Below are 21,091 nucleotides of genomic sequence, written 5' to 3'. Positions count from 1 at the left end.
CTCCACCGTCATCCCGTACTTGATACGGGATCCAGTGCGATCAAGTCTTTGATCGCAAAAAACTCTTTCTGCCGCGCAGACGCGCGGCAACCGGACCCCGGCTCAAGGCCGGGGTGACGGTGCCGGGGCACACTACCTCTCCCGGTAAAACACCATCCCGCCGTGGTACAACACGTCGTCACGGAACTCTCCGTCCGCGGTAAAGCCCGTATCGTCCCAATACTCGATTCGGTTGCCCTTCACCTCGTAATGGCCCTGATAGGCACTCTTGCGGTTTCCGCGCGCTTCGTCATAGCGCCCGTTTGTCAAAAGCTCCTGCCGGATGCGGCCATCGCCCGTTACCCACATGCCGATATAGGGGTGGCTTTGCGCCTGAGCGGTTTGGCCCGCCGCGCTGGTTTTCAGGGCTGAAGCCGACCGCTGCGGGTCGGCTTCAATAGATGCTGCCGCCAGGGCGACAGCGATGGATGTAGAGAGAATGGTCATTCGCCTGCTCCTCTGCTGGCCTGATTGCGGCGTTCTTCGAAAAGCTCGGAAAGCGTCTGCGAGGCCGCAATTGCCTTCGGGAAGCCTGCCGGGACCGTGACGAGGTAGATCATCTCTTTCAGTTCGTCATCGGTCGCGCCGACATTCAGCGCGTATCCGGCATGCACCTTCATCAGATCCCGCTCACCCAATGCCGCCATGACGGCGACGGTGGCGAGCTGGCGAGTGCGGTTGTCCAGCCCCGGACGGGACCAGACTTCGCCCAGCGCATAGCCTTCGGTCGCTTCGGCAAGGAACGGAAATTCCTGCCGCATGCGTTCGAGAGTCTGCTGCGGCTCGCCGTTGTTGAGCGTACGGATGACCTGATCCCCGCGTTGCAGCCGGTCTTCCAGCTGCTCCGGATTGGCAAAGGCCGCAGTGGCAGCCACCAGTGTTACGACGGCAAGGGCGAATGGAAAGATGATTTTCATTTTAGCCTCCATGGTTTGCAGTTGGGCGAACGACGATTTCATTGACGTCGACATCGTCAGGTTGCTCGATGGCGAAGCGAACGGCGCGGCCAATGGCTTCGGGTTTCAGTGCGACGGAGCGATAACCCTTCATCAGCTCCGCAGCGGCGGGATCAGTGATGGTGCCTGCCAGTTCGCTTTCCACCACGCCGGGGTGGATGCAGGTCACGCGGATGTCCTTGTTTTCCTGACGCAGACCATCCGAAATGGCGCGCACCGCGAATTTCGTCGCGCAATAGACCGCCGCCGTGGGCGAAACGGCGAGTGCGCCAATGGATGCGATGTTGATGATCTGGCCGGACTTGCGGCTGGTCATCTCAGGCAAAACGGCAGCAACGCCGTACAGCACGCCCTTGATGTTGACGTCGATCATGCGGTCCCACTCATCGACCTTGAGCGACGACATGAGAGACAGCGGCATGATGCCCGCATTGTTGACGATGACGTCGATTGGCCCGAAAGCCTTGCGGCCTGCCTCGGCAAAAGCAGCGACGCTTTCCCGGTCCGTCACATCGAGCTGCTGGGCAACGACGTCTGCGCCGGACTGGCGAAGCTCTTGCGCCAACGCTTCCAGACGGTCCAGGCGGCGAGCGCCGAGAACCAGTTTTGCGCCTGCGGTGGCGAGTTCGCGGGCGATGCCTTCGCCGATACCGCTCGATGCACCTGTTATGAGAACAACTTTGTTCAATGCCATGATGTATCTCCTTGTTTCACAGCCCGCCCCTGTTGGAGCGGTGCTGTTGCAAGCAAGATAGTTCGATGGCATTGTCGTGATAACTGCCTCAATTCTTACTTCAGTGGATAGAAAATCTAACCAATGAATATCGACCTCAACGCGCTCTCGATTTTCTGCATGGTGGCGGAGGAGCGGAATTTCCGCGCAACTGCCGACCGTCTGGGCGTAACCCGTTCCGCCGTCAGCCAGACCATTCGCAAGCTGGAGGAGATGATGGGGATTGCGCTGGTGCAGCGCACGACGCGTAGCGTCAGCCTGACCGAAGCAGGCCAGCGGCTCTATGCCGATGTGTCGCCCTCCATCGCCAATCTGGCGCAGGCTGCCCTTGCAACCTCTTCGCTGGGCGGCGCCGTGCGCGGGCAGTTGCGGCTGGCCGTGTCATCCATCGCCGAACGCTTCCTCTCCGGCCCGCTTTTGGCCAGTTTTGCGGCTGCCTACCCCGAGGTTCAGCTGGATATTGTCGTGACCGATGAGGAATTCGATATCGTCGCCGAGCAATATGATGCGGGCGTGCGGCTGGGCGAATTGATTGCGCAGGACATGATCGCCGTTCCCGTGTCGGTCGAGCAGCGGCAGCTTCCCGTCTGCTCACCGGCCTACAGAAACCAGCGCGGCCTGCCATCACATCCGGCGGAACTGATCGACCACAGCTGCATCGGCTGGCGTCCCAGCCCCGGCGTCGCGCCCTACCGCTGGGAATTTGCAGAAAACGACCGCGAATTCGCCGTCGCCGTCCAACCGGAATTCACCACCAATGACATGCAGCTGATGATCAAGCTGGCCTGCGCCGGTGCCGGCATCACCTTCGGCATGGAAGAATCCTTCCGCCCTTTTATCGAGCGCGGCGAACTGCTGTCCATGCTGGAAGACTACTGCCCCAGCTTCGCAGGCTTCTACCTCTACTACCCCAGCCGCCGCAATCTGGCGCCGAAGCTGCGCGCTTTTGTCGATCATGTGCGGCTGCCGAGGGGCGGGTGATTACCTCCGCGGTGACACCAGCGAGAAATACGCGCCCTGCGGGTCCTGGCAGTTGACGATCCAGGCGTCGCCCGGCACGGACATCGGGCCGTTCACGACCTTACCGCCGCCGGTGCTGACGCGGGTGATGGCGTCGTCGATGCCATCGACGTTGAAGTAGTAACCCCAGTGGCACACGGGCACTTGCGGAGGGCGTTTCATGATGCCGCCGAGCTGTTTTCCGCCATAGGCGAAGATGCGGTATGGCCCCATTTCGCCCATGTCGAAATCATGATCCTTGGTCCAGCCGAAGAGATCACCGTAAAAGGCCATGGCACTATCGACATCATCGGTGAAAAGTTCGTTCCAGCCGACATGGCCGGTGAGGTGCTGCGGCTCTTCGGGAAAACTGCCCGTATCCATCGGCAGCGGTTTCATGATGCACAGTACCGCGCCCGAAGGGTCTGTCACCACGGCGAAGCGGCCAACCTCCGGAATGTCACCTGGCGGGCGCATGATCTTGCCGCCTTTTTCCTCGAAGCGTTTAGCCGTCGCATCCACATCATCCACCGCCACATATCGCGTCCAGTTGGGGTGAATTCCCTCGCTTTTATGCTGATCGGTTAGTTCCATCATGCCGCCAACGCCGACGCCATTGGCTTCGAAGATTTTATAGCCCATTTCCGGCGAGCCGAAATCCTTCAGCTCCCAGCCCACGACATGGCTGTAAAAGCGGCCTGCGGCGTCCTTGTCCGGCGTCATCAATTCCGCCCAGATGAATTTTCCATGGGTATCAGACATCGCTTCTCTCCCTCTCTATACGCGGCGGAATTCCGACGACATGAATTGTTTGAAGCTTCCATCCGGCTGCAGCACACTGCCGGAGAAAGTGCGGCTATTATCATCATGCAACGTCATGATATCATGATAGGTGGCGAATTCGCCGCTGCCATCGAATTTCGGGCCTTGCGCCTCCAGTACAAGCGTCTTTCCATCGGCCTCCAGCCAGCCCTTGTAGACCCAGAGCGTCGTCATCATCGAGCCGATCCATGAGCCGACATAGTGGCCCTTGGCGGGGTCGAACCCAAGCGTGATGATCGCTTCCATCGGCGATCCATCCGGCATCTTTCCCTTGCCATCGCTGACAATCCAGAGCCCGCCGACAGAGCGGATGCTTTCGGTGAAACGCTGCTCGGAATCATCGGGATCGTAACCTTCATAGCCTGTGCTGGACACCATTTCCCACTCGCCCACCAGGCGTTCCAGAAATGCGTGTTCCGTCTGCGGCTTTGCGCTTTCCATGCCGTCTCTCCCTGTGATGTTAATGGCAGCAGCTGGCGACCTTGGGTGCTTCCTCATATTGGTCGTGACGGCGCACCCAGTTCATCGTGCCTTCCTCGTTACGGCCCTTGGGCACGAGGTCCAGCAGCATCAGCGTTGTCAGCGTCTGCTCGGCACCCCGGGCATAGGTGGAATAGGTGTGATAGATCCTGCCATCCTCACCCTTGGCGAAGACGCTGGTGCCGTGCAGATCCTTCAGATCGCCCATGGCGGGCATATCGGTGTAATTATAGGTGATGGTGCCGGAGGCGACGTCCTCATCGCGGAACGAGGCCTGATAATCATAATTGAAATCGCTGCCCTCGGACGACACCCAAGGGAATTTCCAGCCCATGCGGGCCTTGTAAGCCTCGATCTTGTCCAGCGGCGCGCGGGATGCGGCAACGAAAGCGGCATCGCCTGCTTTTAAGTGAACGATTGCGCCATCCACATGGTCAGCAAAGAAGGAGCAGCCGACGCAGCCCTCTTCCCAATCCGGCGCCAGCATGAAGTGATAGACGATGAGCTGGCTGCAATTGCCGAACAGCTCACCCAGCGACTTCGGGCCGGAAAGCGTATCGAAAATATAGTTCTTCGTCACCGGCTCCCACGGCAGGGCGCGGCGCGCTTCGTTCAGCCTATCACGGGCGCGGGTGAGTTCTTTTTCCTGCGCCAGAAGCGCCTTGCGGGCCTCCAACCACTCATCTCTGGAAACGATAGCATGCGGCATGATCTCATCCTCCTTCGATCTTACAGCTGCACAAACAACGCTTATGGCGCGGCTTGGTTTGGCTAATGTCCGCCCAAGTCACCAAAACGATTTTGCTTGACTATTTACGTTGATATCAACATATATTCCACATGTCAAATACGTCGGTGATTCCTTTTTCGACAACCCTTCTGGTGCGCGATACGTGCCTGTGCCTGCATGCCCAGCGCGCCGCCCGTGCCTTGGCGCGTCGTTTTGACATGGCGCTGAAGCCGATTGGACTGACGAATGGGCAATTCTCGCTGCTCATGTCCCTCAACCGCCCCGAACCGCCACCCATGGGGCCGATAGCCAACCTGCTGGCCATGGACCGCACGACGCTGACGGCGGCGCTGAAGCCGCTGGAAAAACGCGGGCTGCTCTCCATAGAGCCCGACCCGAAAGACAAGCGCGGCAAACGGTTGAAGCTGACGGCGGAAGGATTGGCGATACTGGCCTCCGCCGTTCCCATCTGGACGCGGACGCATGGCGAGGTGGAAGCACAGATCGGCAGTGGTGATGCGGACCGGTTGCGGAGTGACCTTGTGGATTTGGGGTAGCTCTACCCCCTCAACAACCCCGCAATCCGAGGGTCTCCCGCAAAATCCTCCACCGCAAGACCAATGCGCCGCATGGGAAAATCGCAGAGCGCCTGAATGCCGGTCTTCGCCAGCCGGATGCGCCAGCTTACCCGCTCCACCGGCTGCTTCTTCTTGAAGGCAAGCGGCGTCAGAAGCGCGATGTTCAGCCCACCCTGCGGATCGCGAACGGACTGGTAGAGAATGGCTTCGACGTCCGCAGCGCGTGCCGTGTCTGCCATCGCCTGGCACGGCTCATAATCCGTCGGGTGCGTCCACAGCGTCTTGTCATCCGACAGGTGCGGCGTGGTCAGATCAATGGCCGCAGGCGTGGCGATCTCGGCGGAAAAGGCGGTGTATTCGGCGGCATTGGCAGGCAGCGGTGTGGCGGGGGATTCGGCGTAGAACAGCAGGCGGTAGAATGCCATTTCGGCCAGCGCCGTTTCTACCGTGGCTGCCGCATAATAAACGCCCTTGGTCCATCCCGCCCGGCGGAAACGGGAGTCGTAGGGATAGGCGGCATCGTAGCGAAAAGGCGTCGCCAGCAGATAATCAAGTCCTGCGCATTCCGGCGGAAAGCGACGTTTGCTGCCTTCCAGAATGTCTTCCAGCAGCGATTGCTCATCTACCGTATCGACAAGCTTCATGGTGGAGACGTGGTGTTGCGCCTCCACCAACCGCCACCAGTGGCCGGATATCTCACGCTTTTCAGATTGGAGCGCGTCTGGCGTCCAGATAGGCAAGGACATCGAGCAATCCGGTAATGGTTGTGAGTTTTTCGGCGGGCACGGCACCCAGCGCATCATTGTGGTTTCGCAGCCATGCGCGCGCCACCGCCTCATCCCCGCCAACGATGGCATCGAGCGAGCGGAAAACGCGGATCAGCAAGACGGCCAGTTCGAAGGACTTGGCGCCCGGCTCCAGTACGAAATCAAGCCGCTTCATGCGCGACACGGTGGGGGCGGAAACGCCGAGAATATCGGCCACGCGGGCCGCATTGATGCCTAGGCGCTCTGCGGCTGATACCACCGCCTTGGTGACGACCCTGCCCTGCTCCGATGGATCGGCTGCTGGTCTAACCTGGATATTCATGATCATACCCTTTCCTTGGAAAGAATATAGCAAATTTCTTTCTGAAAACAAGAAGGGCTGGCGGTGAAGCCAGCCCTTGCTGTGTCGTTAATCACGGGGACGAGATTAGGCGACAGAAACAGGAACCTCAGTGGAGGTGCGCAGCGCGTGGGAGTAAGGGCAAACGATATGCGCCTTCTTGACCAGATCCTCTGCTGTGGCCTTGTCGAGGCCGGGAATGTTGACCTTCAGCGATACGTCGATGCCGAAACCGCCACCGTCTTCACGCGGGCCAACGCCAACGCTTGCCGTCACGGTCGTGTCTTCAGGGATCTTTACCTTCTCCTTGCCAGCGACGTTCTTCAACGCGCCGAGGAAGCAGGCGGAATAGCCAGCGGCAAAGAGCTGCTCAGGGTTGGTGCCGGTTGCACCGTCGCCGCCAAGCTCCTTGGGAACGGTCAGCGTGACGTCGAGAACGCCGTCTGCGGACTTGGCGTTGCCTGCACGGCCGCCTGTTGCGGTTGCCTGGGTGGTGTAGAGAATAGCCATGTCATTCATTTCCTTCGGTTGTTGTTGAATATCATATAGCTCACAATTAAATTGCGCGCAATACAATTTTGCACATTGAGAAATTTTTCAATTTCTGCAATAGATATTGAGGAGATTGCGTTGCCTTGTGCATGGGGCAGGAACCGAGTGACGGGATAAATTGTTCCCTCTCCAGCCGCATTTGGAGCTCACATTATGGACGACGGGACGATGGAAGGCCTTTTGAGGCTCGACCTGCAAATATGCTTCGCGCTGTATGGCGCCGCGCACGCCTTCAACCGCGCCTATAAACCGCTGCTAGAGCCGCTGGGTCTGACCTATCCGCAATATCTGGTCATGATGGCGCTGTGGGAAAAGGAAACGGCAACCGTCAAAACCCTGGGCGAAATGCTGGGACTGGACTCAGGCACCCTCTCCCCGCTTCTCAAGCGGCTGGAACAGGCAGGCCTGATCACCCGCAAGCGCGGCACGGTGGATGAGCGTCAGGTGCTGATTGCACTGACGCCGGAAGGTGCGGATTTGAAGAAGAAAGCCGCCAACGTCATGCGCTCGATTGGCGAGGCGACGGGCTGCAGCCTGGAGGAGTTGGGCCAGTTGCGGGATCGGTTGAACGCGCTGAAGGAGAATTTGGTGAAGGATTAGGCTTGAGACCTTGGGGTGTTGCGATACTGTCCAGCGCACGCCCAATCAAGCCTCATGGAACGCACCAATGTTAGCTCAATGTATCAGGGTCGTTTTATTCATCGCAATTCCGGGCTTCCTCGCAATCGACAAGGCGCAGGCAGAAGATGGTTCGAGTTGCGATGGCTGGGCTGAGGCCATAGTCCGCCACGCCTATCCTGATGCTAAGAAGAGCAACGAGCAAACATTCCAGTTCGGCGGATCGACAATCCAGATCAACGACGGCGAAACCAGTGTTGACACGCCGCATACGATGAAATGCCGTGTCTGGCCGGCCAATCCTCAACTTACGCTCGTCGCAGTGCCGCTGATCAAGTCCGCAGATGAAGATGGCACCTTGGGCGACCTGGAGCTTTTGGCGATCGATACAGCCAGTTCAGCGGTAAAATATCGCCTGCTTCTTGCCGATAGAATGAATGACGACGCGATAAGCATCAGCGCAGTCGAATTCGACACAGGGCGCTACAGGCTGACGCAAGACCAGACGGCCTTCGGCTTGCGCATATCGACTTCAGGCAGCTCAAGACCAAACCCTTACGATGGCGTGGGCCTGTGGCTTTACGTCATAGAAAAGGGTTCGCTCCGCCCATTACTGGATGGATTGGTCGTCTCACAGAATGGAGGCGAATGGGACACGAATTGCGCCGGTGAGTTTCAGTCGAGCGAAAGCACGCTTTCGATAAGCTCTAACAGAACCCACGGTTACGCAGACATAACCGTGGTTGAAACGAAATCGACAAAGACCAGCTTCGTCGAAAAAGACAATGAATGCAAAGACAAGACCGTCACCAGCAAGCCGCAGACACTGCGTTTGGTCTATGACGGAGAGCAATATCCGATACCGGAAGATAGACGCGCTTTGAGCGAGTGAAATCATAAAGTATCGGACGAAACGCGATCATCTGCGACGTAGAGACGTGAGGTTCGCTCGTACGGCTACCCTGCAACCTGCGCCATGTGTGCTAAGCGGCTGCAGAAGATGTCAGGCGCTTTCTAAAGCCTGACTATAAATCGCTGGCGTCAGCGATCATCCATAATCAGAGTGCCATTAGCCTCGCGCACCATCTTCGGTATCAAAAAGATGTCCACGAAATACCAAACGAGTGCGACGTGATAAAGGACCTCAAGAACAAGATTCCAGCCAGTGAGGAACGGCAGGAACAGGACGCTCACGCCTAGCGCGAGCTGTATTTTTGCAGATCTCTTGTAACCCAGATAAAAGCGGTGAAATCCCAGACAACCACCACCGCCCATTAAGAAAAGAAGGTAGGCGACCCATGTGATCTTACGATCAGGAAGCTTTGTCCAGTAAGGCGCTTGATCGGACGAGTTAGCGGCACTGCCGGAAATTTTAGGCACCTTGACCAATGACACATTCTCCAAATGGATTCACCAGAGAATTATCGCGTCAATAGCGAGAATATCAATCAAAAATTGAATTTAGACAATTTCTACAACGAAAAGCCCAGATGGCTCGGTGAGCCGTCTGGGCTTTGGTTTAGATTATGTGATCAGCTTACTGCCAAACCACAACCCGCGCCTTGTTCGGCACGCGGTCGTAGAGGTCGATGATGTCCTGGTTCATCAGGCGGACGCAGCCGGAAGAGACGGCTTTGCCGATGGAGTTCCATTCTGGCGAACCGTGCAGGCGGTAGAGCGTGTCCTTGCCGTTCTGGAAGATGTAGAGCGCGCGGGCGCCAAGCGGGTTTTTGAGGCCCGGTGGCATGCCGCCGTTCTTTGAGGAGAACTTGACGAGTTCTGGCTGGCGGGCAACCATTTCGTCTGGTGGCGTCCACTTGGGCCACTTCTGACGCCACTGGATGACGCCCTCACCCGACCATGCGAAACCTTCGCGGCCGATGCCGACGCCGTAGCGCATGGCGGAGCCGCCGGGCTCGACGACGTAGAGGAAGCGCGAGCGCGTATCGACGACGATGGTGCCGGCAGGTTCGCCCGTTGGGTCCACGACACGCTGGCGATAATAGCGGCGGTCGATTTTCTGGTAAGGCACGGCGGGAATGACGTAACCGCCATCCTCTACGGTGCCGTACATCACGGCAAGCTCGGCGTCGGAAATGCCGCCTGCAAACATGGAGCGGAAATCGCCCGCAAAGTTGCTGGCAATGGTGCCCGGCTGCACGCTGCTATAGGGACGAACGCCGGAAGAGGCGCAGCCCGCCAGAAGCGATGCAGAGGAAAGGCCGAGAAGGGAAAGGAAAGTGCGTCTGGAAAGATCTGTGTCGGTGCTCATCATAAGGCCGTTTTTCTCACATCGAAGCGACTAGGCGGATGTTAGCGGGGTTGCAGAACCATCCTTCAATCTCGCTGTACGTCATTTGTTCCACAGCAGATCACGTAGTGGTATAGTAGTTAATACATAACTAAAGGCCAGTTGCCGATCTGCAACATGGCCCGTTTGCGCAAGCTTTCCTGTCCTGCGTGATCAGATAACCACAATCGGCGCGCCCTGCGGCACGCGGTCGTACAAATCGATGACATCCTGATTGAGCATGCGCACGCAGCCGGACGATGTCGCCTTACCCACCGACTGCCAGTCCGGCGTGCCGTGCACGCGATACAGCGTGTCCTTGCCGTCCTTGAAAATGTAAAGCGCCCGGGCACCGAGCGGATTGTTGAGACCGGGAACCATGCCGCCATTGGCAGCCGATATCGACGCCAGTTCCGGCTGTCGCTGCACCATCTCGTCCGGCGGCGTCCAGCGCGGCCATTTGGCCTTCCACTGTATCTTGCCGCGACCGGCCCAGGCATACCCATCTCGACCGAGGCCCACGCCATAACGAACGGCCTTGCCGCCCGGCTGAACCAGATAGAGAAAATGCTGCTTGGTATCGACCACGATCGTGCCCGGCGCTTCCGCCGTCTGGTAATTCACATCCTGACGCAGAAACCGCGGATCGACCCGCGAATAGGGGATGGCGGGCAATGTGTGGCCGTCATCGCTCAGCTGATCATACATCACGCGGTGCAGCGGGTTCGACACCGGCAGACCGTAGCCTAGCGTCTGATTGTTGCTGTAAGCGGGCGAAAGGCCAGACCCCGTTGGCCGGGCGGTGGATGGCGGGCCGTAATGCTGCTGGAACTGTGAGCGGAAGAGATCCGGCGGGCGGCTATTGATCGACCCCGGCGTCGGTGGCAGCGGCTGGCGCGGAATGGAGCCGACATTGTTGTAATTGAAGACGGGCGCCGTTTCCTGCACGAACACATCCGGGTTCATGCGGCTTGTATCCGTCACGAACAGGCACCCGCTCAACATCGGCATGAACGAGAGCACCGCGAGGGAGACAAGGCGACGGCAGTGTTTCAGGGATAGAACTGTCATTGAACCGCTTCACAGGGAGTCATCTTTGCGATGACAATGCCCTGCCCGGCTGGCGCGAAGCTGGAGGAATGGTCAGTTCGGAGCGACGTCAGGCAAACTGATTGAAGAAACGAATGCTTTCCACCACCGCCCCCGGCACCACGCCATTATGCGTGCCCTTCAGCAGCATGTTGTCGATGGGCATGCCAGCGGAGCGCACCCGCTCCATCAACAGCTTGTGGTCGTCATCGAAGGGCCGCTCTTCCGTTCCGCGCAGCAGCAGCGCCGGGCATTTCAGGCTCGGCCCGAAGCAGACAGAGGAGCGCATGATGAACTCCTGCGGATTGCTGCCATCGAAGCAAAGCTCGTCCGAATAGCGGTTGAAATAACGCCAGGAATTCACACCCGCTGAAATCGGCACCGCAGCCCGGAATTTCCGCGTCATGGACGCCAGCAGAGACAGCGTGCCGCCATTGGAATGGCCCGCGAGATAGAGGCGATCCTTGTCTATACCCGGCAGGTTTTCCAGATAGGAGGCTGCCGCCAGCGCATCGGATGTTTCATCGTAAAAGCCGGAATAATTGCCCTTCTGGCCGTTTTCACCCCGGAAAGATGGCAGGAGAACCACAAAGCCCGCGTCCCAATAGGGTTTCATCAAAGCCCAATGCCCGTCCCCTGTGGCATTGCCGCCATGGAGGAAGAGCACCGCCGGTTTCAGCGTGCTGGACGGCGTGTAATCAGATAGCCACGCAACAAGCTCGATAGAACCATTGGGCCCACCGGGATACGTCACCCGCGTCCCGCCATCCGGCGTACCAAGCGGCGAAGATTTTTCCGGTGCCGAAATCTTGCGCAGCAGATGCGTGTGAAACCGCTTGCGCGCATCGGCATAATCCACAGCCTCCAGCGGCATGAACTCCGGCATCGTCAGGCTGGCGCGCGCATGCGGCGCAAGCAGCGCAGCAGCAGACAGCCCCGCCGCCCCCGCCAGCAAGGTCCGGCGCGTCAGGCGTTTGGAAACGGTGTCGGTGGAGGAGATTTTATCGACCATATGCGATGACCCTAAACAGCGTTGCGCACATTTCAATTTCACCATTGACCCATTCGGTTGTCCACTCACTGTTTTGAGAAACCAATGATATCATCACTCTTTCTCCTCAATCATCGCCATCAGCGTCGATAACCTGTCTGCCTCTGATGGCAGCTTGTCTGCGCGGAGGCGGGCGATTCTTGGAAAGCGCATGGCTACGCCGGATTTGTGGCGGTTGGAGCGGTTTATGCCTTCGAAGGCCACTTCCAGCACGAAACCAAAACTGGGCGTGGCGCGCACGGCGCGGACGGGGCCGAAACGTTCGACCGTGTTCTCGCGTACGAACTTGTCCAAGACTTCCAGTTCCGCATCAGTAAAGCCAAAATAGGCCTTGCCGACGGGCACCAGCTGCTCGCCATCCTCGTTTTCGGACCAGACGCCGAAGGTGAAGTCGGAATAATAGCTGGAGCGTTTACCGTGGCCGCGCTGGGCATACATCATCACGGCATCGATGTTGAAGGGATCACGCTTCCACTTGAACCACGGGCCCTTGGCGCGGCCTGCCTGATAGATGCTGTCCTTGCGCTTGATCATCACGCCTTCGATGACCGGATCTGGCGGCGCTTTTCGCAGGGTTTCCAGCTCATCCCAGTTGTCGAAGGGCACCAGCGGCGACAGATCGAACCTGTCATGCGGGGCGTTCTCGATGAGATGGGTCAGCTTTTCCCGGCGCTTGAGAAAAATCTCGCCGCGAATATCGTCATCGCCCTCGAACAGAAGGTCGTAGGCGCGGATGAAGGCGGGGTATTCCTCCAGCATCTTGCCGGTCACGGTCTTGCGGTTCAGACGCTGTTGGAGATCGGAAAAGGTGCGGGTGGAATTGTTGGAACGGGCGGTGCCGCCGATCAGCAATTCACCATCAATCACGCCTTCGAAATTGATTCTGTCGAGAACGTCTGGAAAGGCGCCGGAAATATCATCGCCTGACCGGGAATAAAGCTTTCTGGTCTCGCCGGAGCGCGACAGCTGCACGCGGATACCATCCCATTTCCACTCGGCGACGAAGTCCTTGGGATCGAGGTTTTGCAGATCGTTATCGCCGACGGGCGTCGACAGCATGACCGAATGAAAAATCGCAGGCGTTGCCAGAACCGGGCGCTCGGCCTTGCCTTCCAGCCATGCGAAAAGCGGCTCATAGGGCGGCGTCAGGCCGTGCCAAAGTGTTTCGATCTCGGTGATATCCCGCCCGCCAAAATCTGCCAGCGCCTGTCGGGCAAGCCGGGCGGACACGCCAATGCGCAGGCCACCGGTGACGAGTTTCAGGAAGGCGAAACGCGAAGACGTTTCCAGCCGATCCAAGAGATCGCGCAACGCTGAGCGAACCTCCGTGCGGCCCAGCGAGTTCATCAGATCGACAATTTCGCCAAGGCCGGGGTCTTGGATGTCCGGCGGGTTGGTATTCTGACTGGTATCCCAGACAAGAGAGATCGTCTCGGCCAGATCGCCAACGTAATCATAGGAATAGCGAAACAGCACATCGTCCATCCGCTCCAGCACCAGTTCGCGCAGCATGGCTGGTTTGACACTTTTCAGGTCCAGCGTGCCTGCAATGGCGGCAAGGCCATAGCCCCGGTCCGGGTCGGGCGTATCGCGGAAGTAGTCGGTCAGCAGTTTGAGTTTGCCGTTGCGGGATGGCGTCAGGACGAGACGGTCCAGGAGGGTTGCGAAGGATTTCATGGGTGGACCTCGCGGGATAAGACCCCCTCTGGCCTGCCGGCCATCTCCCCCACAAGGGGGGAGACACCGTGCCGCAAGGACTGAATTTCAAATCGCTGAAGAGGGCGCGGCTGGGTTAAGCCCCTCCCCCTTGTGGGGAGGGGTTGGGGAGGGGTCTTGCCGTGGGAAACGAATGGCACCATCAATCCCCCTCATCCTCATAGCCCACCAGATGCAGTGGCCGGGCCGGAATGCCCTGCAACTCACACCAGCGCACCAGCGCCTCCTCCCGGCCATGGGTCACCCAGACCTGTGACGGCGCAACTTCCTTGATTGTCTCGAGCAGTTCCGGCCAGTCACAATGGTCGGAGATAACAAGCGGCAGTTCCACGCCACCCTGCTTGGCGCGCTGGCGCACCATCATCCAGCCGGAGGCGAAGGAGATCAGCGGTTCATTGAAGCGGCGGGCCCATTTTTCCTGAAAGGCAGAGGGCGGGCCGACGACGATGGCGCCTTTGAACTGGGCGGGGTTGCTCTTTTCCAGCGTTGCAGGGCGAAGATCGCCGAGGTCGATGCCTTGCGACACATAGTAGTCGCAGAGCTTGGCCAGCGCGCCGTGGATATAGACGGGCTCTGCGTAACCATTGTCGCGCAGCAGCCGCAACACGCGTTGCGCCTTGCCGAGCGAATAGGCACCGACCAGATGGGTGCGTTCGGGGAACTGCTTGATGGAGGTCAGCAGTTTGCCGATTTCCACGCTAGGTTTTGGGTGATGGAACACAGGCAGGCCGAAGGTGGCCTCCGTTATGAAGACATCGCATTTCACAGGCTCGAAGGGCGCGCAGGTGGGATCAATACCGCGCTTGTAATCGCCGGATGCGACGATGCGCGTACCGCCATGTTCGATGGAAATCTGCGCCGAACCGAGAACGTGACCGGCAGGATGAAACCCGACCGTCACGCCGTTGATCTCTACCGTTTCACCAAAACCGACGGCCTGTTCGCTGCCGGTGAAATCCTCGCCGTAGCGAATGCGCATGATATCCAGCGTCTGGCGGGTGGCCAACACCTTCTCGTGACCGGCACGAGCGTGGTCGGAATGGCCGTGGGTAATCAGCGCCCGTGGTACGGGGCGCACGGGATCGACGTAGAAATCGCCGACGGAGCAATAGAGCCCCTTAGGCGTGGGATAGAGCAACTTCTCTGGTTTCATAAGCGCTATCGATTGCGGCGTGGATGGAAGAAACGTTTGTCAAAGCAACACGTTCCTCCCGCCACAACTTTTCAGCGCCTGGCCTTATTCGACTGCCGCGACCGGCTTTTCGACGACTGCTGCGGGCAGTCTGACGTTCTTCAAGGCCAGTGCTGCAACGAGGCCGATGACTGCGGTGACTGCCGCCGCGTAAAACAGCGGCGTGAAGGCACCCGCATAGAGATTGGCGACAGCGCTTTGCGATGCGGCAGGCAGTTCTGCCAGCATCTTGGGTGTCAGTTCCTGTATCTTGCCGACACCGGGAATATCCACACCGACGCCCTTGAGATTGGCCGAAATGATCGCGCCATAGATCGAGATCACAATCGCCGCCCCACCCATGCGCGTCAGCGAGACCGCGCCGCTGGCTGCACCGATATCTGCCTTTGGCGCCGAATTCTGCACGCCGATGATCGGTGCCTGCTGGCCAAGGCCAACGCCGAGCCCCTGTGCGAACAGGATGATGGCAATGACGAAGAGCGGCGTTCCCGCATGCATTTGCGAGAGCGACAGCATGGCCAACACTGCAATGGACAGGCTGATGACGGAGAATATCTTGTAGCTGCCCGTTTTGGAAATCAGCCGCCCCGCTGTCAAAGAGCCCATAACGATACCGCCGGTGACGGCAATGAAGAACAGGCCGGCAGACGATGGAGAAAGCCCGGTCGTCGTTTGCAGGAACAGCGCGTAGTAGTTGACCATGCCGATACCGAGACCGCCGCTGACCAGCGAAATGACCATGAACAGCGGAAAGGTGCTGTCCTTGAACAGCCGCAGCGGCACGACAGGTTCCGGCGCGCGACGCTCCACCTGCACCCACAAATAGGCTGTGATGGCGGCAAAGGCGACGATGCAGAGGCTCTTCCAGGCAAAGATCGAACCGAAGAGCTGCGAACTATCCGCCCACAGCACGACGCTGGAAATTGTCAGCGCCAGAAGGATAGCACCCAGATAATCGATCTTGGGCTGACGTTCCGGGCGACGATAGGGCAGAAGAAAAGCAAGGCCTGTCAGCACGATGATGCCGATGGGGAGGTTGATGAGGAAGATCGAGCGCCAGCCGAACAGGTCGCTCATCGTGCCGCCGAGGATTGGCCCGACGCTGCCCGATGCCATGATAACGAGGCTGGAATAGCTCTGGTAACGCGCCCTCTCCCGTGCCTCGAACAGATCGGCATTGACGGAAAAGATCGACACCATGATGCCACCGCCGCCGAGGCCTTGCAGCACGCGCGCAGCAATCAGCGAATCCATCGACCAGGCCAGCCCGCAGGCGAGCGAGCCCAGCGTAAAGATGACGATGGCGGCCATCATGACGTATTTGCGCCCGAAAAGATCGCCCAGCTTGCCATAAACAGGCATGACGGCGCTGGTTGCCAAGAGATAGGCAGAGCCGATCCAGCCGAAACGTTCCAGCGCGCCGAACTCACCCACGATCGTCGGCAAAGCCGTCGATACGATCTGGTTGTCGAGCGTCGCCATGAACATGGCAAACATCAGAAAGAAGAAAACAACAAGCCTGCGACGGCGATCCGCGACGAGGGGCGCCACAGGCGTAACGGACATATCCATGGGAGGGTCTCACGCTTGATGGGTAATTTATGTGCCTTTCGCACATATATGTCAATGGCACATTTCTGTGTCTGTGCTATGGTGGGTGAAATTATCGGGGAATCGCAGATATGAACGAGCACGCATCACTGTCGAAAGAGTGTGAAAACACCGATCGCGATGACGTGCTGGATATCAGCCACACCATGACACGTATGCGCCTGATGATCGGGCGGCGTGTGATTGGCCGCATGGCCATTGCCAAGCTGGCACCGGGGCTGGAGCTTTCGCATATCGATGTGCTGGATATCGTCAAGCGTGCTGGCACCTCTGCGACGGTTGGTGCCATTGCCGAAGCGCTTCGTCTCGACCCATCGCGCGGAAGCCGGGTGGTGGCGGAAATGGTGGGGCGCGGTCTGTTGAAACGGGAGGCCTCGCAAGAGGATGGCCGCCGCAGCGTTATCGATATCACGCCCCTCGGCCTCAGCATTCTGGAAGAAATGCGCAGCGCCAAACTCAGCATTATCCGCGAAGTCGTCAGCGACTGGCCAGAGCAGGACGTGGCGGATTTCTCGCGGCTGTTCGACCGGTTCATCGGTCGGTTCGAAAAGCGCCTCGCACCGGATGCCCTGGCTCTGACGGCAAAAGCGCTGGAGAGCCGTTAGGCGGGAGAAACTCCACGCAATATTCAGAACGCCGACGCTTTCCGACTTTGCGCTGCCCGCAGAACTCTGACTGGCCCATCCCGCCGCGCCGCATCCGGCTTCTCATGGTGACCGCGCTTAGCCCTCCAGCCTTCCATCTGGCGGACAGATAGCAGCAGCACGATAGCTGCGCCCGCATAAACCGGGGTCGAGATTGCATCGAAAATGGTGTCGGTATTGGTCATAGGAACTTCCATCGGGTTGATGGAGGCAGATTAGAACGGGCCGGGATTGCTCGATTTGCGCAAGATCAAATCCGGGCAGCACGGCGCAAACCCCGGTTATTTCGAGAGTATATTAAATCATTTAATTTCAGTAACTTGTGCTATTTCTCTGAACGTTGAGGCAATGTGCCGCAGGCGTCAGATGCCATCGCCAAACGTCTGCTCGAAGACCCGCACGCTGTTGCGGCCCTGCTTCTTGGCCTCGTACATGGCAGCATCGGCCTTGGCCAGAAGGGCTTCCGGTGTTTCGCCATCACCGGGGTAGAAGGCCGTGCCGGAGGAACAGGTAACGCTGATCGAGCCGCTTTCCAGCGCAATCGGCTCTGCCGCGCGCTGACGAATGGCTTCCAGCCTCCGCAAAATGCCGGGCTCATCATGCTTGGGGTTGCTGAAGATGATGGCGAATTCATCGCCACCCAGCCGCACGGCGATATCGGATGCGCGAATGCAGCTGGTGATGCGCTCTGCCAGGCTACGCAGAACCTCATCCCCCACGGCATGGCCGTGGACATCGTTGATCTGCTTGAAATTGTCGAGATCGATATAGGTGATGGCCACCAGCCGGTCTTCGCGTCTGGCCTCATGAATGGCGCGGCGGAACTGGCTCCAAAACAGGTTTCTGTTGGAAAGCCCCGTCAGCGGATCATGGTGAGCCATGAAATTCACGCGCTCTTCGGCGCGGCGGCGGTCGATGGCGATACCGGCGATGTTGGTCGCCATATCGATGATTTCTTTTTCGATATCGGTCGGCATACGCACAGTGCCGGAATACAGCGCGAAGGTGCCCAGCAGCACGCCGCCATTGCCCAGGACCGGTGTGGACCAACAGGAACGAAGGTTATAGCGCATGACGACATCGACGGATTCCGTCCAGCGCGGGTCCTGAAACGTATCGCTGACATAGACGGCTTCGCGGTGCCACGCCGCCGCCCCGCACGAGCCGATACCCGGGCCGATTTCGACGCCGTTGATCAACGAGGTATAGCTATCGGGAAGAGAGGGAGCCGCGCCATTCCACAGCCGGTTCTGCTCCAGCAGCAGAATGGAGCCGGTGAGATTGTCCAGCATGTTCTCCACCGTGTTGACCACGGCTTCCAGTATGGTCGTCAACGGCTGGCCGTGTACGATCATTTCCAGAAGTGCTGCATGACTGTGGCGAAGCGTCTCCTGCCATTTGGCGGCGGTGATATCGCGGGAAATACCGGCGAGACCAACGATCTCGCCCTTGTCGTCCCGAATAGGAATACGCGTGCCGGAGTACCATCGCACATGGCCATCCATCGCCGCACGTTCTTCGGCCTCATAAAGACCCTCGCCCGTGGTCATGATGTGACGATCCATCACGTCGATCCGGCGTGCGACATCGGGTGGTGCCATGTCATAAATGGTAAGGCGGCGTCCCTGCATGAAATCGGCAGGGCGCCCAAGACAGGCGAGCGCTGCCGCATTCATATAAGTGTAGTAACCATCTATGTCTTTGAGGAAGACCATTTCAGGAATATTGTTGAGCAGATAGGCCAGCCTTGCATCCGCAAGGCCGTTCGTCAGAAAATCCGTTGCCAATGCTTGCACGCCAAACGAACGAGCGCCATTTTCTTCACGCATCGCGCAACAACCCCTACCGAACCCAGTCTTTCCTGCTTGCAATTGCTCTTGCGACTGAATGCCATACTTCACGGTAACAGCTCAGCTTGCACGACCATGGAGCAAAAATACTTATGCCCCATTAAAATGAGTCGTAACACTGTCTGTAACGGGAAATATATTTATGCGTGAACAATATTGGTGCAATATAGCCGCAGATAGCTCTAATTCGATTTAAATGCAATCGAAAGATGCACAGAGCTTTAAGAAAAAATCGGCTATCCCATCACTATTCCGGCTTCCGTTTTGCAAGCGGCAGCAATAGGTTGCCCTCCAGCAATTGAAGGGGATCTGGAATGCTGACGATTTATGGGGTTTATCGCTCTCGCGCCACGCGCACACTTTGGCTGGCGGGAGAACTCGGGCTCGAGTTCCGCCATGTGCCTGTCATTCAGGCCAGACGCGTGACCGATCCGCTGGCCGCAGAGGCGCCAATCAACACGCTGACGCCGTCCTTTCTGGCAATCAACCCCATGGGCACCATTCCCTGCATCGAGGATGACGGCATGGTTCTCTACGAATCCATGGCCATCAACATGTATCTCGCCCGCAAGCATGGCACGGCGCTTGCGCCTGCCGATCTGGCCGAAGACGCGCTGATGATGCAGTGGTCCTTCTTTGCTGCGACCGAAATCGAAACCAATGCGCTGAAGATTTCCTCCACCGTGGCCGAGGGGCTGGCAGGCACCGATGCCGGCCAAGCCGTGATCGAGGTTGCGGCCCGCATGCTGCGCCGCCCGTTCAAGGTTCTCGAGCAGCATCTGTCCGGCAATGACTATCTGGTCGGCAACCGTTTCAGCGTCGCAGACATCAACGCCGCCGAAGTCGTGCGTTATGCGCAGGCGCATGTGCCCTTGTTCGACGCCAATCCAGCTGTCCGGGCCTGGCTGGAACGCTGCCAGTCCCGCCCGGCCTTCAAGGCCATGTGGAGCGCCCGCGACAGCGAAGTGGCGTAATCACAGCGCCGACGTCACCCTGATATCGCCGACATGGATGCCGTTCCAGTTCTTCATGGAACGGTTTGCCATGCCCAACAGCGCCTGCTGCCGGGCGCTGTCCTTTTCGGAATAGCGGGCCAGAAGCGCGGCAATCATCGCTTCGGCGGCACGCGTGGTGCCGTCTTCGCATTTCACCGCTATGGCGATGCCCTGTTCCGGCAAGGCCGCGACGAACACACCTTCCGCACCCGTCTTGGCAAAGATCTGGCCGGGCGCGAGTTCCATCAACCGCGTGCAGGTACGGCCCGTTCCGGCCGCGTAAAAGGGCTCCGCCATGCAGGCATCGATCAGGCGGCGGGAGGCTTTGGCCCGACCTGCCTCAAGCCCCTGCCCCGTCGCCATCTTCGCAAAGCCATGCGCCAGATTTTTCAGCGGCACGGCGTAAGTGGGAATGGAGCAGCCATCCGTGCCGCAATTGTCGTGGCCAAGCGCCGTGCCCGTCAGGCTCTCCATCGTCGCGCGGATGTCCTGCTGCAGCGGGTGGTCATAGCCGACATAGCCCTTCGGGTCAGTGCCCGTGTGGACACAGGTGCAGACGAAGCCGGAATGCTTGCCGGAGCAGTTGTTGTGCAGGGCCGTTGGCTTATCCAGCGTGCGGGCCTGATGGATGATGGTCTTCTGGTCGGATGACCAATGCGCGCCACATTCCAGCGTCTCGACATCCCTTCCCGCCTTGGCCAGCATCGCGGCAGCGAGTTGCACATGCGCATCTTCGCCAGAATGCGAGGAGCAGGCGAGCGCCAGTTCCTGGTTGCCAAAGCCGTAAGCATCCGCAGCCCCGCTTTCCATCAGCGGCAGTGCTTGCATGGCTTTGCAGGCGGAGCGTGGAAACACGCCGCTTTCAATATCGCCAGCGGAAAACAGGACAGCGCCATCCCCATCGACCACCACGGCCATGCCGCGATGGCGGCTTTCGACGAGATTTCCTCTGGTGACTTCGACGGTAACGGGGTTGTGCATGACCATGGCCTCAAAAAATACGAAATTGAGACTGTTCTATCCAACTTCTCTTATCGAT

The 21,091-nt window shown here is 58.7% G+C and carries 25 protein-coding genes; 6 read left to right on the top strand and 19 right to left on the bottom strand.

All coding sequences use genetic code 11. The features are described 5' to 3' along the window. Positions 1–132 precede the first annotated feature (132 nt). From AC27VJ_RS03795 to AC27VJ_RS03785, 3 genes are read right to left on the bottom strand one after another with little or no spacing between them, the layout of a single operon-like run. A complete protein-coding gene (locus tag AC27VJ_RS03795) occupies positions 133–486 on the bottom strand; it encodes an Atu4866 domain-containing protein (RefSeq protein ID WP_488682853.1) in 354 nt (117 codons plus the stop codon). Beyond that, the gene (locus AC27VJ_RS03790) at positions 483–956 is read right to left on the bottom strand and encodes a carboxymuconolactone decarboxylase family protein (RefSeq protein ID WP_488682852.1); all 474 of its coding nucleotides are present in this window, start codon (positions 954–956) and stop codon (positions 483–485) included. The genes AC27VJ_RS03795 and AC27VJ_RS03790 overlap by 4 nt, the downstream gene beginning before the upstream one ends. Position 957: 1 nt before the next feature. Then, on the bottom strand, positions 958–1,689 hold the full coding sequence (locus AC27VJ_RS03785; RefSeq protein ID WP_488682851.1) for an SDR family oxidoreductase: 732 nt from the start codon (positions 1,687–1,689) through the stop codon (positions 958–960). Between the two features lie 123 nt (positions 1,690–1,812). On the opposite strand from AC27VJ_RS03785, the gene AC27VJ_RS03780 reads away from it, so the two are divergent. Beyond that, entirely contained in the window at positions 1,813–2,709 is an 897-nt protein-coding gene (locus AC27VJ_RS03780) for a LysR family transcriptional regulator (protein ID WP_488682850.1), read from the top strand. Here AC27VJ_RS03780 and AC27VJ_RS03775 read toward each other — a convergent pair whose 3' ends face one another. Genes AC27VJ_RS03775 through AC27VJ_RS03765 form a run of 3 tightly spaced genes read right to left on the bottom strand, consistent with a single transcriptional unit; the run spans position 2,710 to position 4,738 of the window. After that, positions 2,710–3,489 carry a VOC family protein gene (locus tag AC27VJ_RS03775; RefSeq protein ID WP_488682849.1) on the bottom strand — a complete coding sequence of 260 codons (780 nt, stop codon included), beginning with the start codon at positions 3,487–3,489 and terminating at the stop codon, positions 2,710–2,712. A gap of 15 nt (positions 3,490–3,504) precedes the next feature. After that, entirely contained in the window at positions 3,505–3,990 is a 486-nt protein-coding gene (locus AC27VJ_RS03770) for a DUF1579 domain-containing protein (protein ID WP_353576157.1), read from the bottom strand. Between the two features lie 19 nt (positions 3,991–4,009). Then, positions 4,010–4,738 (bottom strand): DUF899 domain-containing protein, encoded by a 729-nt coding sequence (locus AC27VJ_RS03765; RefSeq protein WP_488682848.1) that lies wholly within the window; start codon positions 4,736–4,738, stop codon positions 4,010–4,012. A gap of 131 nt (positions 4,739–4,869) precedes the next feature. Between AC27VJ_RS03765 and AC27VJ_RS03760 the strand changes: the two genes are divergently transcribed. After that, entirely contained in the window at positions 4,870–5,316 is a 447-nt protein-coding gene (locus tag AC27VJ_RS03760) for a MarR family winged helix-turn-helix transcriptional regulator (protein WP_488682847.1), read from the top strand. A gap of 2 nt (positions 5,317–5,318) precedes the next feature. Here AC27VJ_RS03760 and AC27VJ_RS03755 read toward each other — a convergent pair whose 3' ends face one another. From AC27VJ_RS03755 to AC27VJ_RS03745, 3 genes are all read right to left on the bottom strand, one after another. Continuing rightward, entirely contained in the window at positions 5,319–6,083 is a 765-nt protein-coding gene (locus tag AC27VJ_RS03755; RefSeq protein WP_488682846.1) for an RES family NAD+ phosphorylase, read from the bottom strand. Then, complete coding sequence (locus tag AC27VJ_RS03750; RefSeq protein ID WP_488682845.1) at positions 6,043–6,426, bottom strand: antitoxin Xre/MbcA/ParS toxin-binding domain-containing protein; 384 nt, start codon at positions 6,424–6,426, stop codon at positions 6,043–6,045. Before AC27VJ_RS03750 ends, AC27VJ_RS03755 begins: the two co-directional genes overlap by 41 nt. A 105-nt stretch (positions 6,427–6,531) precedes the next feature. Further along, positions 6,532–6,954, bottom strand: coding sequence for an organic hydroperoxide resistance protein (locus AC27VJ_RS03745; protein ID WP_113086013.1), 423 nt, complete (start codon positions 6,952–6,954; stop codon positions 6,532–6,534). 195 nt (positions 6,955–7,149) lie between these two features. Between AC27VJ_RS03745 and AC27VJ_RS03740 the strand changes: the two genes are divergently transcribed. Together AC27VJ_RS03740 and AC27VJ_RS03735 are read left to right on the top strand one after the other, a co-directional pair. After that, complete coding sequence (locus tag AC27VJ_RS03740) at positions 7,150–7,596, top strand: MarR family winged helix-turn-helix transcriptional regulator (RefSeq protein ID WP_113086014.1); 447 nt, start codon at positions 7,150–7,152, stop codon at positions 7,594–7,596. Between the two features lie 67 nt (positions 7,597–7,663). Next, positions 7,664–8,506 carry a PA3715 family protein gene (locus AC27VJ_RS03735; RefSeq protein ID WP_488682844.1) on the top strand — a complete coding sequence of 281 codons (843 nt, stop codon included), beginning with the start codon at positions 7,664–7,666 and terminating at the stop codon, positions 8,504–8,506. Positions 8,507–8,655: 149 nt separating this feature from the next. On the opposite strand, the gene AC27VJ_RS03730 is transcribed toward AC27VJ_RS03735, so the two are convergent. The 7 genes from AC27VJ_RS03730 to AC27VJ_RS03700 form a co-directional block, all read right to left on the bottom strand. Then, complete coding sequence (locus AC27VJ_RS03730; RefSeq protein ID WP_488682843.1) at positions 8,656–9,003, bottom strand: TM2 domain-containing protein; 348 nt, start codon at positions 9,001–9,003, stop codon at positions 8,656–8,658. A 148-nt stretch (positions 9,004–9,151) separates the two neighbouring features. Further along, on the bottom strand, positions 9,152–9,889 hold the full coding sequence (locus tag AC27VJ_RS03725) for a L,D-transpeptidase (protein WP_488682842.1): 738 nt from the start codon (positions 9,887–9,889) through the stop codon (positions 9,152–9,154). A 189-nt stretch (positions 9,890–10,078) separates the two neighbouring features. Next, the gene (locus AC27VJ_RS03720; RefSeq protein ID WP_488682841.1) at positions 10,079–10,975 is read right to left on the bottom strand and encodes a L,D-transpeptidase; all 897 of its coding nucleotides are present in this window, start codon (positions 10,973–10,975) and stop codon (positions 10,079–10,081) included. A gap of 88 nt (positions 10,976–11,063) precedes the next feature. Next, positions 11,064–12,005, bottom strand: coding sequence for an alpha/beta hydrolase family protein (locus tag AC27VJ_RS03715; RefSeq protein WP_488682840.1), 942 nt, complete (start codon positions 12,003–12,005; stop codon positions 11,064–11,066). 93 nt (positions 12,006–12,098) lie between these two features. After that, positions 12,099–13,721 (bottom strand): cisplatin damage response ATP-dependent DNA ligase, encoded by a 1,623-nt coding sequence (locus AC27VJ_RS03710; RefSeq protein ID WP_488682839.1) that lies wholly within the window; start codon positions 13,719–13,721, stop codon positions 12,099–12,101. A 181-nt stretch (positions 13,722–13,902) separates the two neighbouring features. Next, a complete protein-coding gene (locus AC27VJ_RS03705) occupies positions 13,903–14,913 on the bottom strand; it encodes a ligase-associated DNA damage response exonuclease (protein WP_488682838.1) in 1,011 nt (336 codons plus the stop codon). An 84-nt stretch (positions 14,914–14,997) separates the two neighbouring features. Then, complete coding sequence (locus AC27VJ_RS03700; RefSeq protein WP_488682837.1) at positions 14,998–16,524, bottom strand: MDR family MFS transporter; 1,527 nt, start codon at positions 16,522–16,524, stop codon at positions 14,998–15,000. Positions 16,525–16,709: 185 nt separating this feature from the next. Here AC27VJ_RS03700 and AC27VJ_RS03695 point away from each other — a divergent pair, with 185 nt between their 5' ends. Further along, positions 16,710–17,168 carry a MarR family winged helix-turn-helix transcriptional regulator gene (locus tag AC27VJ_RS03695; protein ID WP_488683181.1) on the top strand — a complete coding sequence of 153 codons (459 nt, stop codon included), beginning with the start codon at positions 16,710–16,712 and terminating at the stop codon, positions 17,166–17,168. A gap of 23 nt (positions 17,169–17,191) precedes the next feature. Here AC27VJ_RS03695 and AC27VJ_RS03690 read toward each other — a convergent pair whose 3' ends face one another. Further along, positions 17,192–17,392, bottom strand: a complete 201-nt coding sequence (locus AC27VJ_RS03690) for a hypothetical protein (RefSeq protein ID WP_488682836.1) — start codon at positions 17,390–17,392, stop codon at positions 17,192–17,194. A 177-nt stretch (positions 17,393–17,569) separates the two neighbouring features. After that, complete coding sequence (locus tag AC27VJ_RS03685; protein WP_488682835.1) at positions 17,570–19,036, bottom strand: sensor domain-containing protein; 1,467 nt, start codon at positions 19,034–19,036, stop codon at positions 17,570–17,572. Between the two features lie 335 nt (positions 19,037–19,371). Between AC27VJ_RS03685 and AC27VJ_RS03680 the strand changes: the two genes are divergently transcribed. Then, positions 19,372–20,031: a glutathione S-transferase family protein gene (locus AC27VJ_RS03680; protein WP_488682834.1), complete on the top strand. Its 660-nt coding sequence runs from the start codon at positions 19,372–19,374 to the stop codon at positions 20,029–20,031. Here AC27VJ_RS03680 and AC27VJ_RS03675 read toward each other — a convergent pair whose 3' ends face one another. Further along, positions 20,032–21,033, bottom strand: coding sequence for an asparaginase (locus tag AC27VJ_RS03675; RefSeq protein WP_488682832.1), 1,002 nt, complete (start codon positions 21,031–21,033; stop codon positions 20,032–20,034). Positions 21,034–21,091 lie beyond the last annotated feature (58 nt).

This window comes from Agrobacterium sp. 20P9.1.2 (assembly GCF_057799395.1).
This window is presented reverse-complemented; position numbering and strand designations above follow the sequence as displayed.

Excerpts from the sequence above, each read along its gene's own strand:
- AC27VJ_RS03795 (WP_488682853.1), bottom strand. The coding sequence starts at position 486 with ATGACCATTCTCTCTACATCCATCGCTGTCGCCCTGGCGGCAGCATCT.
- AC27VJ_RS03790 (WP_488682852.1), bottom strand. The coding sequence starts at position 956 with ATGAAAATCATCTTTCCATTCGCCCTTGCCGTCGTAACACTGGTGGCT.
- AC27VJ_RS03785 (WP_488682851.1), bottom strand. The coding sequence starts at position 1,689 with ATGGCATTGAACAAAGTTGTTCTCATAACAGGTGCATCGAGCGGTATC.
- AC27VJ_RS03780 (WP_488682850.1), top strand. The coding sequence starts at position 1,813 with ATGAATATCGACCTCAACGCGCTCTCGATTTTCTGCATGGTGGCGGAG.
- AC27VJ_RS03775 (WP_488682849.1), bottom strand. The coding sequence starts at position 3,489 with ATGTCTGATACCCATGGAAAATTCATCTGGGCGGAATTGATGACGCCG.
- AC27VJ_RS03770 (WP_353576157.1), bottom strand. The coding sequence starts at position 3,990 with ATGGAAAGCGCAAAGCCGCAGACGGAACACGCATTTCTGGAACGCCTG.
- AC27VJ_RS03765 (WP_488682848.1), bottom strand. The coding sequence starts at position 4,738 with ATGCCGCATGCTATCGTTTCCAGAGATGAGTGGTTGGAGGCCCGCAAG.
- AC27VJ_RS03760 (WP_488682847.1), top strand. The coding sequence starts at position 4,870 with ATGTCAAATACGTCGGTGATTCCTTTTTCGACAACCCTTCTGGTGCGC.
- AC27VJ_RS03755 (WP_488682846.1), bottom strand. The coding sequence starts at position 6,083 with ATGTCCTTGCCTATCTGGACGCCAGACGCGCTCCAATCTGAAAAGCGT.
- AC27VJ_RS03750 (WP_488682845.1), bottom strand. The coding sequence starts at position 6,426 with ATGAATATCCAGGTTAGACCAGCAGCCGATCCATCGGAGCAGGGCAGG.
- AC27VJ_RS03745 (WP_113086013.1), bottom strand. The coding sequence starts at position 6,954 with ATGGCTATTCTCTACACCACCCAGGCAACCGCAACAGGCGGCCGTGCA.
- AC27VJ_RS03740 (WP_113086014.1), top strand. The coding sequence starts at position 7,150 with ATGGACGACGGGACGATGGAAGGCCTTTTGAGGCTCGACCTGCAAATA.
- AC27VJ_RS03735 (WP_488682844.1), top strand. The coding sequence starts at position 7,664 with ATGTTAGCTCAATGTATCAGGGTCGTTTTATTCATCGCAATTCCGGGC.
- AC27VJ_RS03725 (WP_488682842.1), bottom strand. The coding sequence starts at position 9,889 with ATGATGAGCACCGACACAGATCTTTCCAGACGCACTTTCCTTTCCCTT.
- AC27VJ_RS03720 (WP_488682841.1), bottom strand. The coding sequence starts at position 10,975 with ATGACAGTTCTATCCCTGAAACACTGCCGTCGCCTTGTCTCCCTCGCG.
- AC27VJ_RS03715 (WP_488682840.1), bottom strand. The coding sequence starts at position 12,005 with ATGGTCGATAAAATCTCCTCCACCGACACCGTTTCCAAACGCCTGACG.
- AC27VJ_RS03710 (WP_488682839.1), bottom strand. The coding sequence starts at position 13,721 with ATGAAATCCTTCGCAACCCTCCTGGACCGTCTCGTCCTGACGCCATCC.
- AC27VJ_RS03705 (WP_488682838.1), bottom strand. The coding sequence starts at position 14,913 with ATGAAACCAGAGAAGTTGCTCTATCCCACGCCTAAGGGGCTCTATTGC.
- AC27VJ_RS03700 (WP_488682837.1), bottom strand. The coding sequence starts at position 16,524 with ATGGATATGTCCGTTACGCCTGTGGCGCCCCTCGTCGCGGATCGCCGT.
- AC27VJ_RS03695 (WP_488683181.1), top strand. The coding sequence starts at position 16,710 with ATGACACGTATGCGCCTGATGATCGGGCGGCGTGTGATTGGCCGCATG.
- AC27VJ_RS03690 (WP_488682836.1), bottom strand. The coding sequence starts at position 17,392 with ATGACCAATACCGACACCATTTTCGATGCAATCTCGACCCCGGTTTAT.
- AC27VJ_RS03685 (WP_488682835.1), bottom strand. The coding sequence starts at position 19,036 with ATGCGTGAAGAAAATGGCGCTCGTTCGTTTGGCGTGCAAGCATTGGCA.
- AC27VJ_RS03680 (WP_488682834.1), top strand. The coding sequence starts at position 19,372 with ATGCTGACGATTTATGGGGTTTATCGCTCTCGCGCCACGCGCACACTT.
- AC27VJ_RS03675 (WP_488682832.1), bottom strand. The coding sequence starts at position 21,033 with ATGCACAACCCCGTTACCGTCGAAGTCACCAGAGGAAATCTCGTCGAA.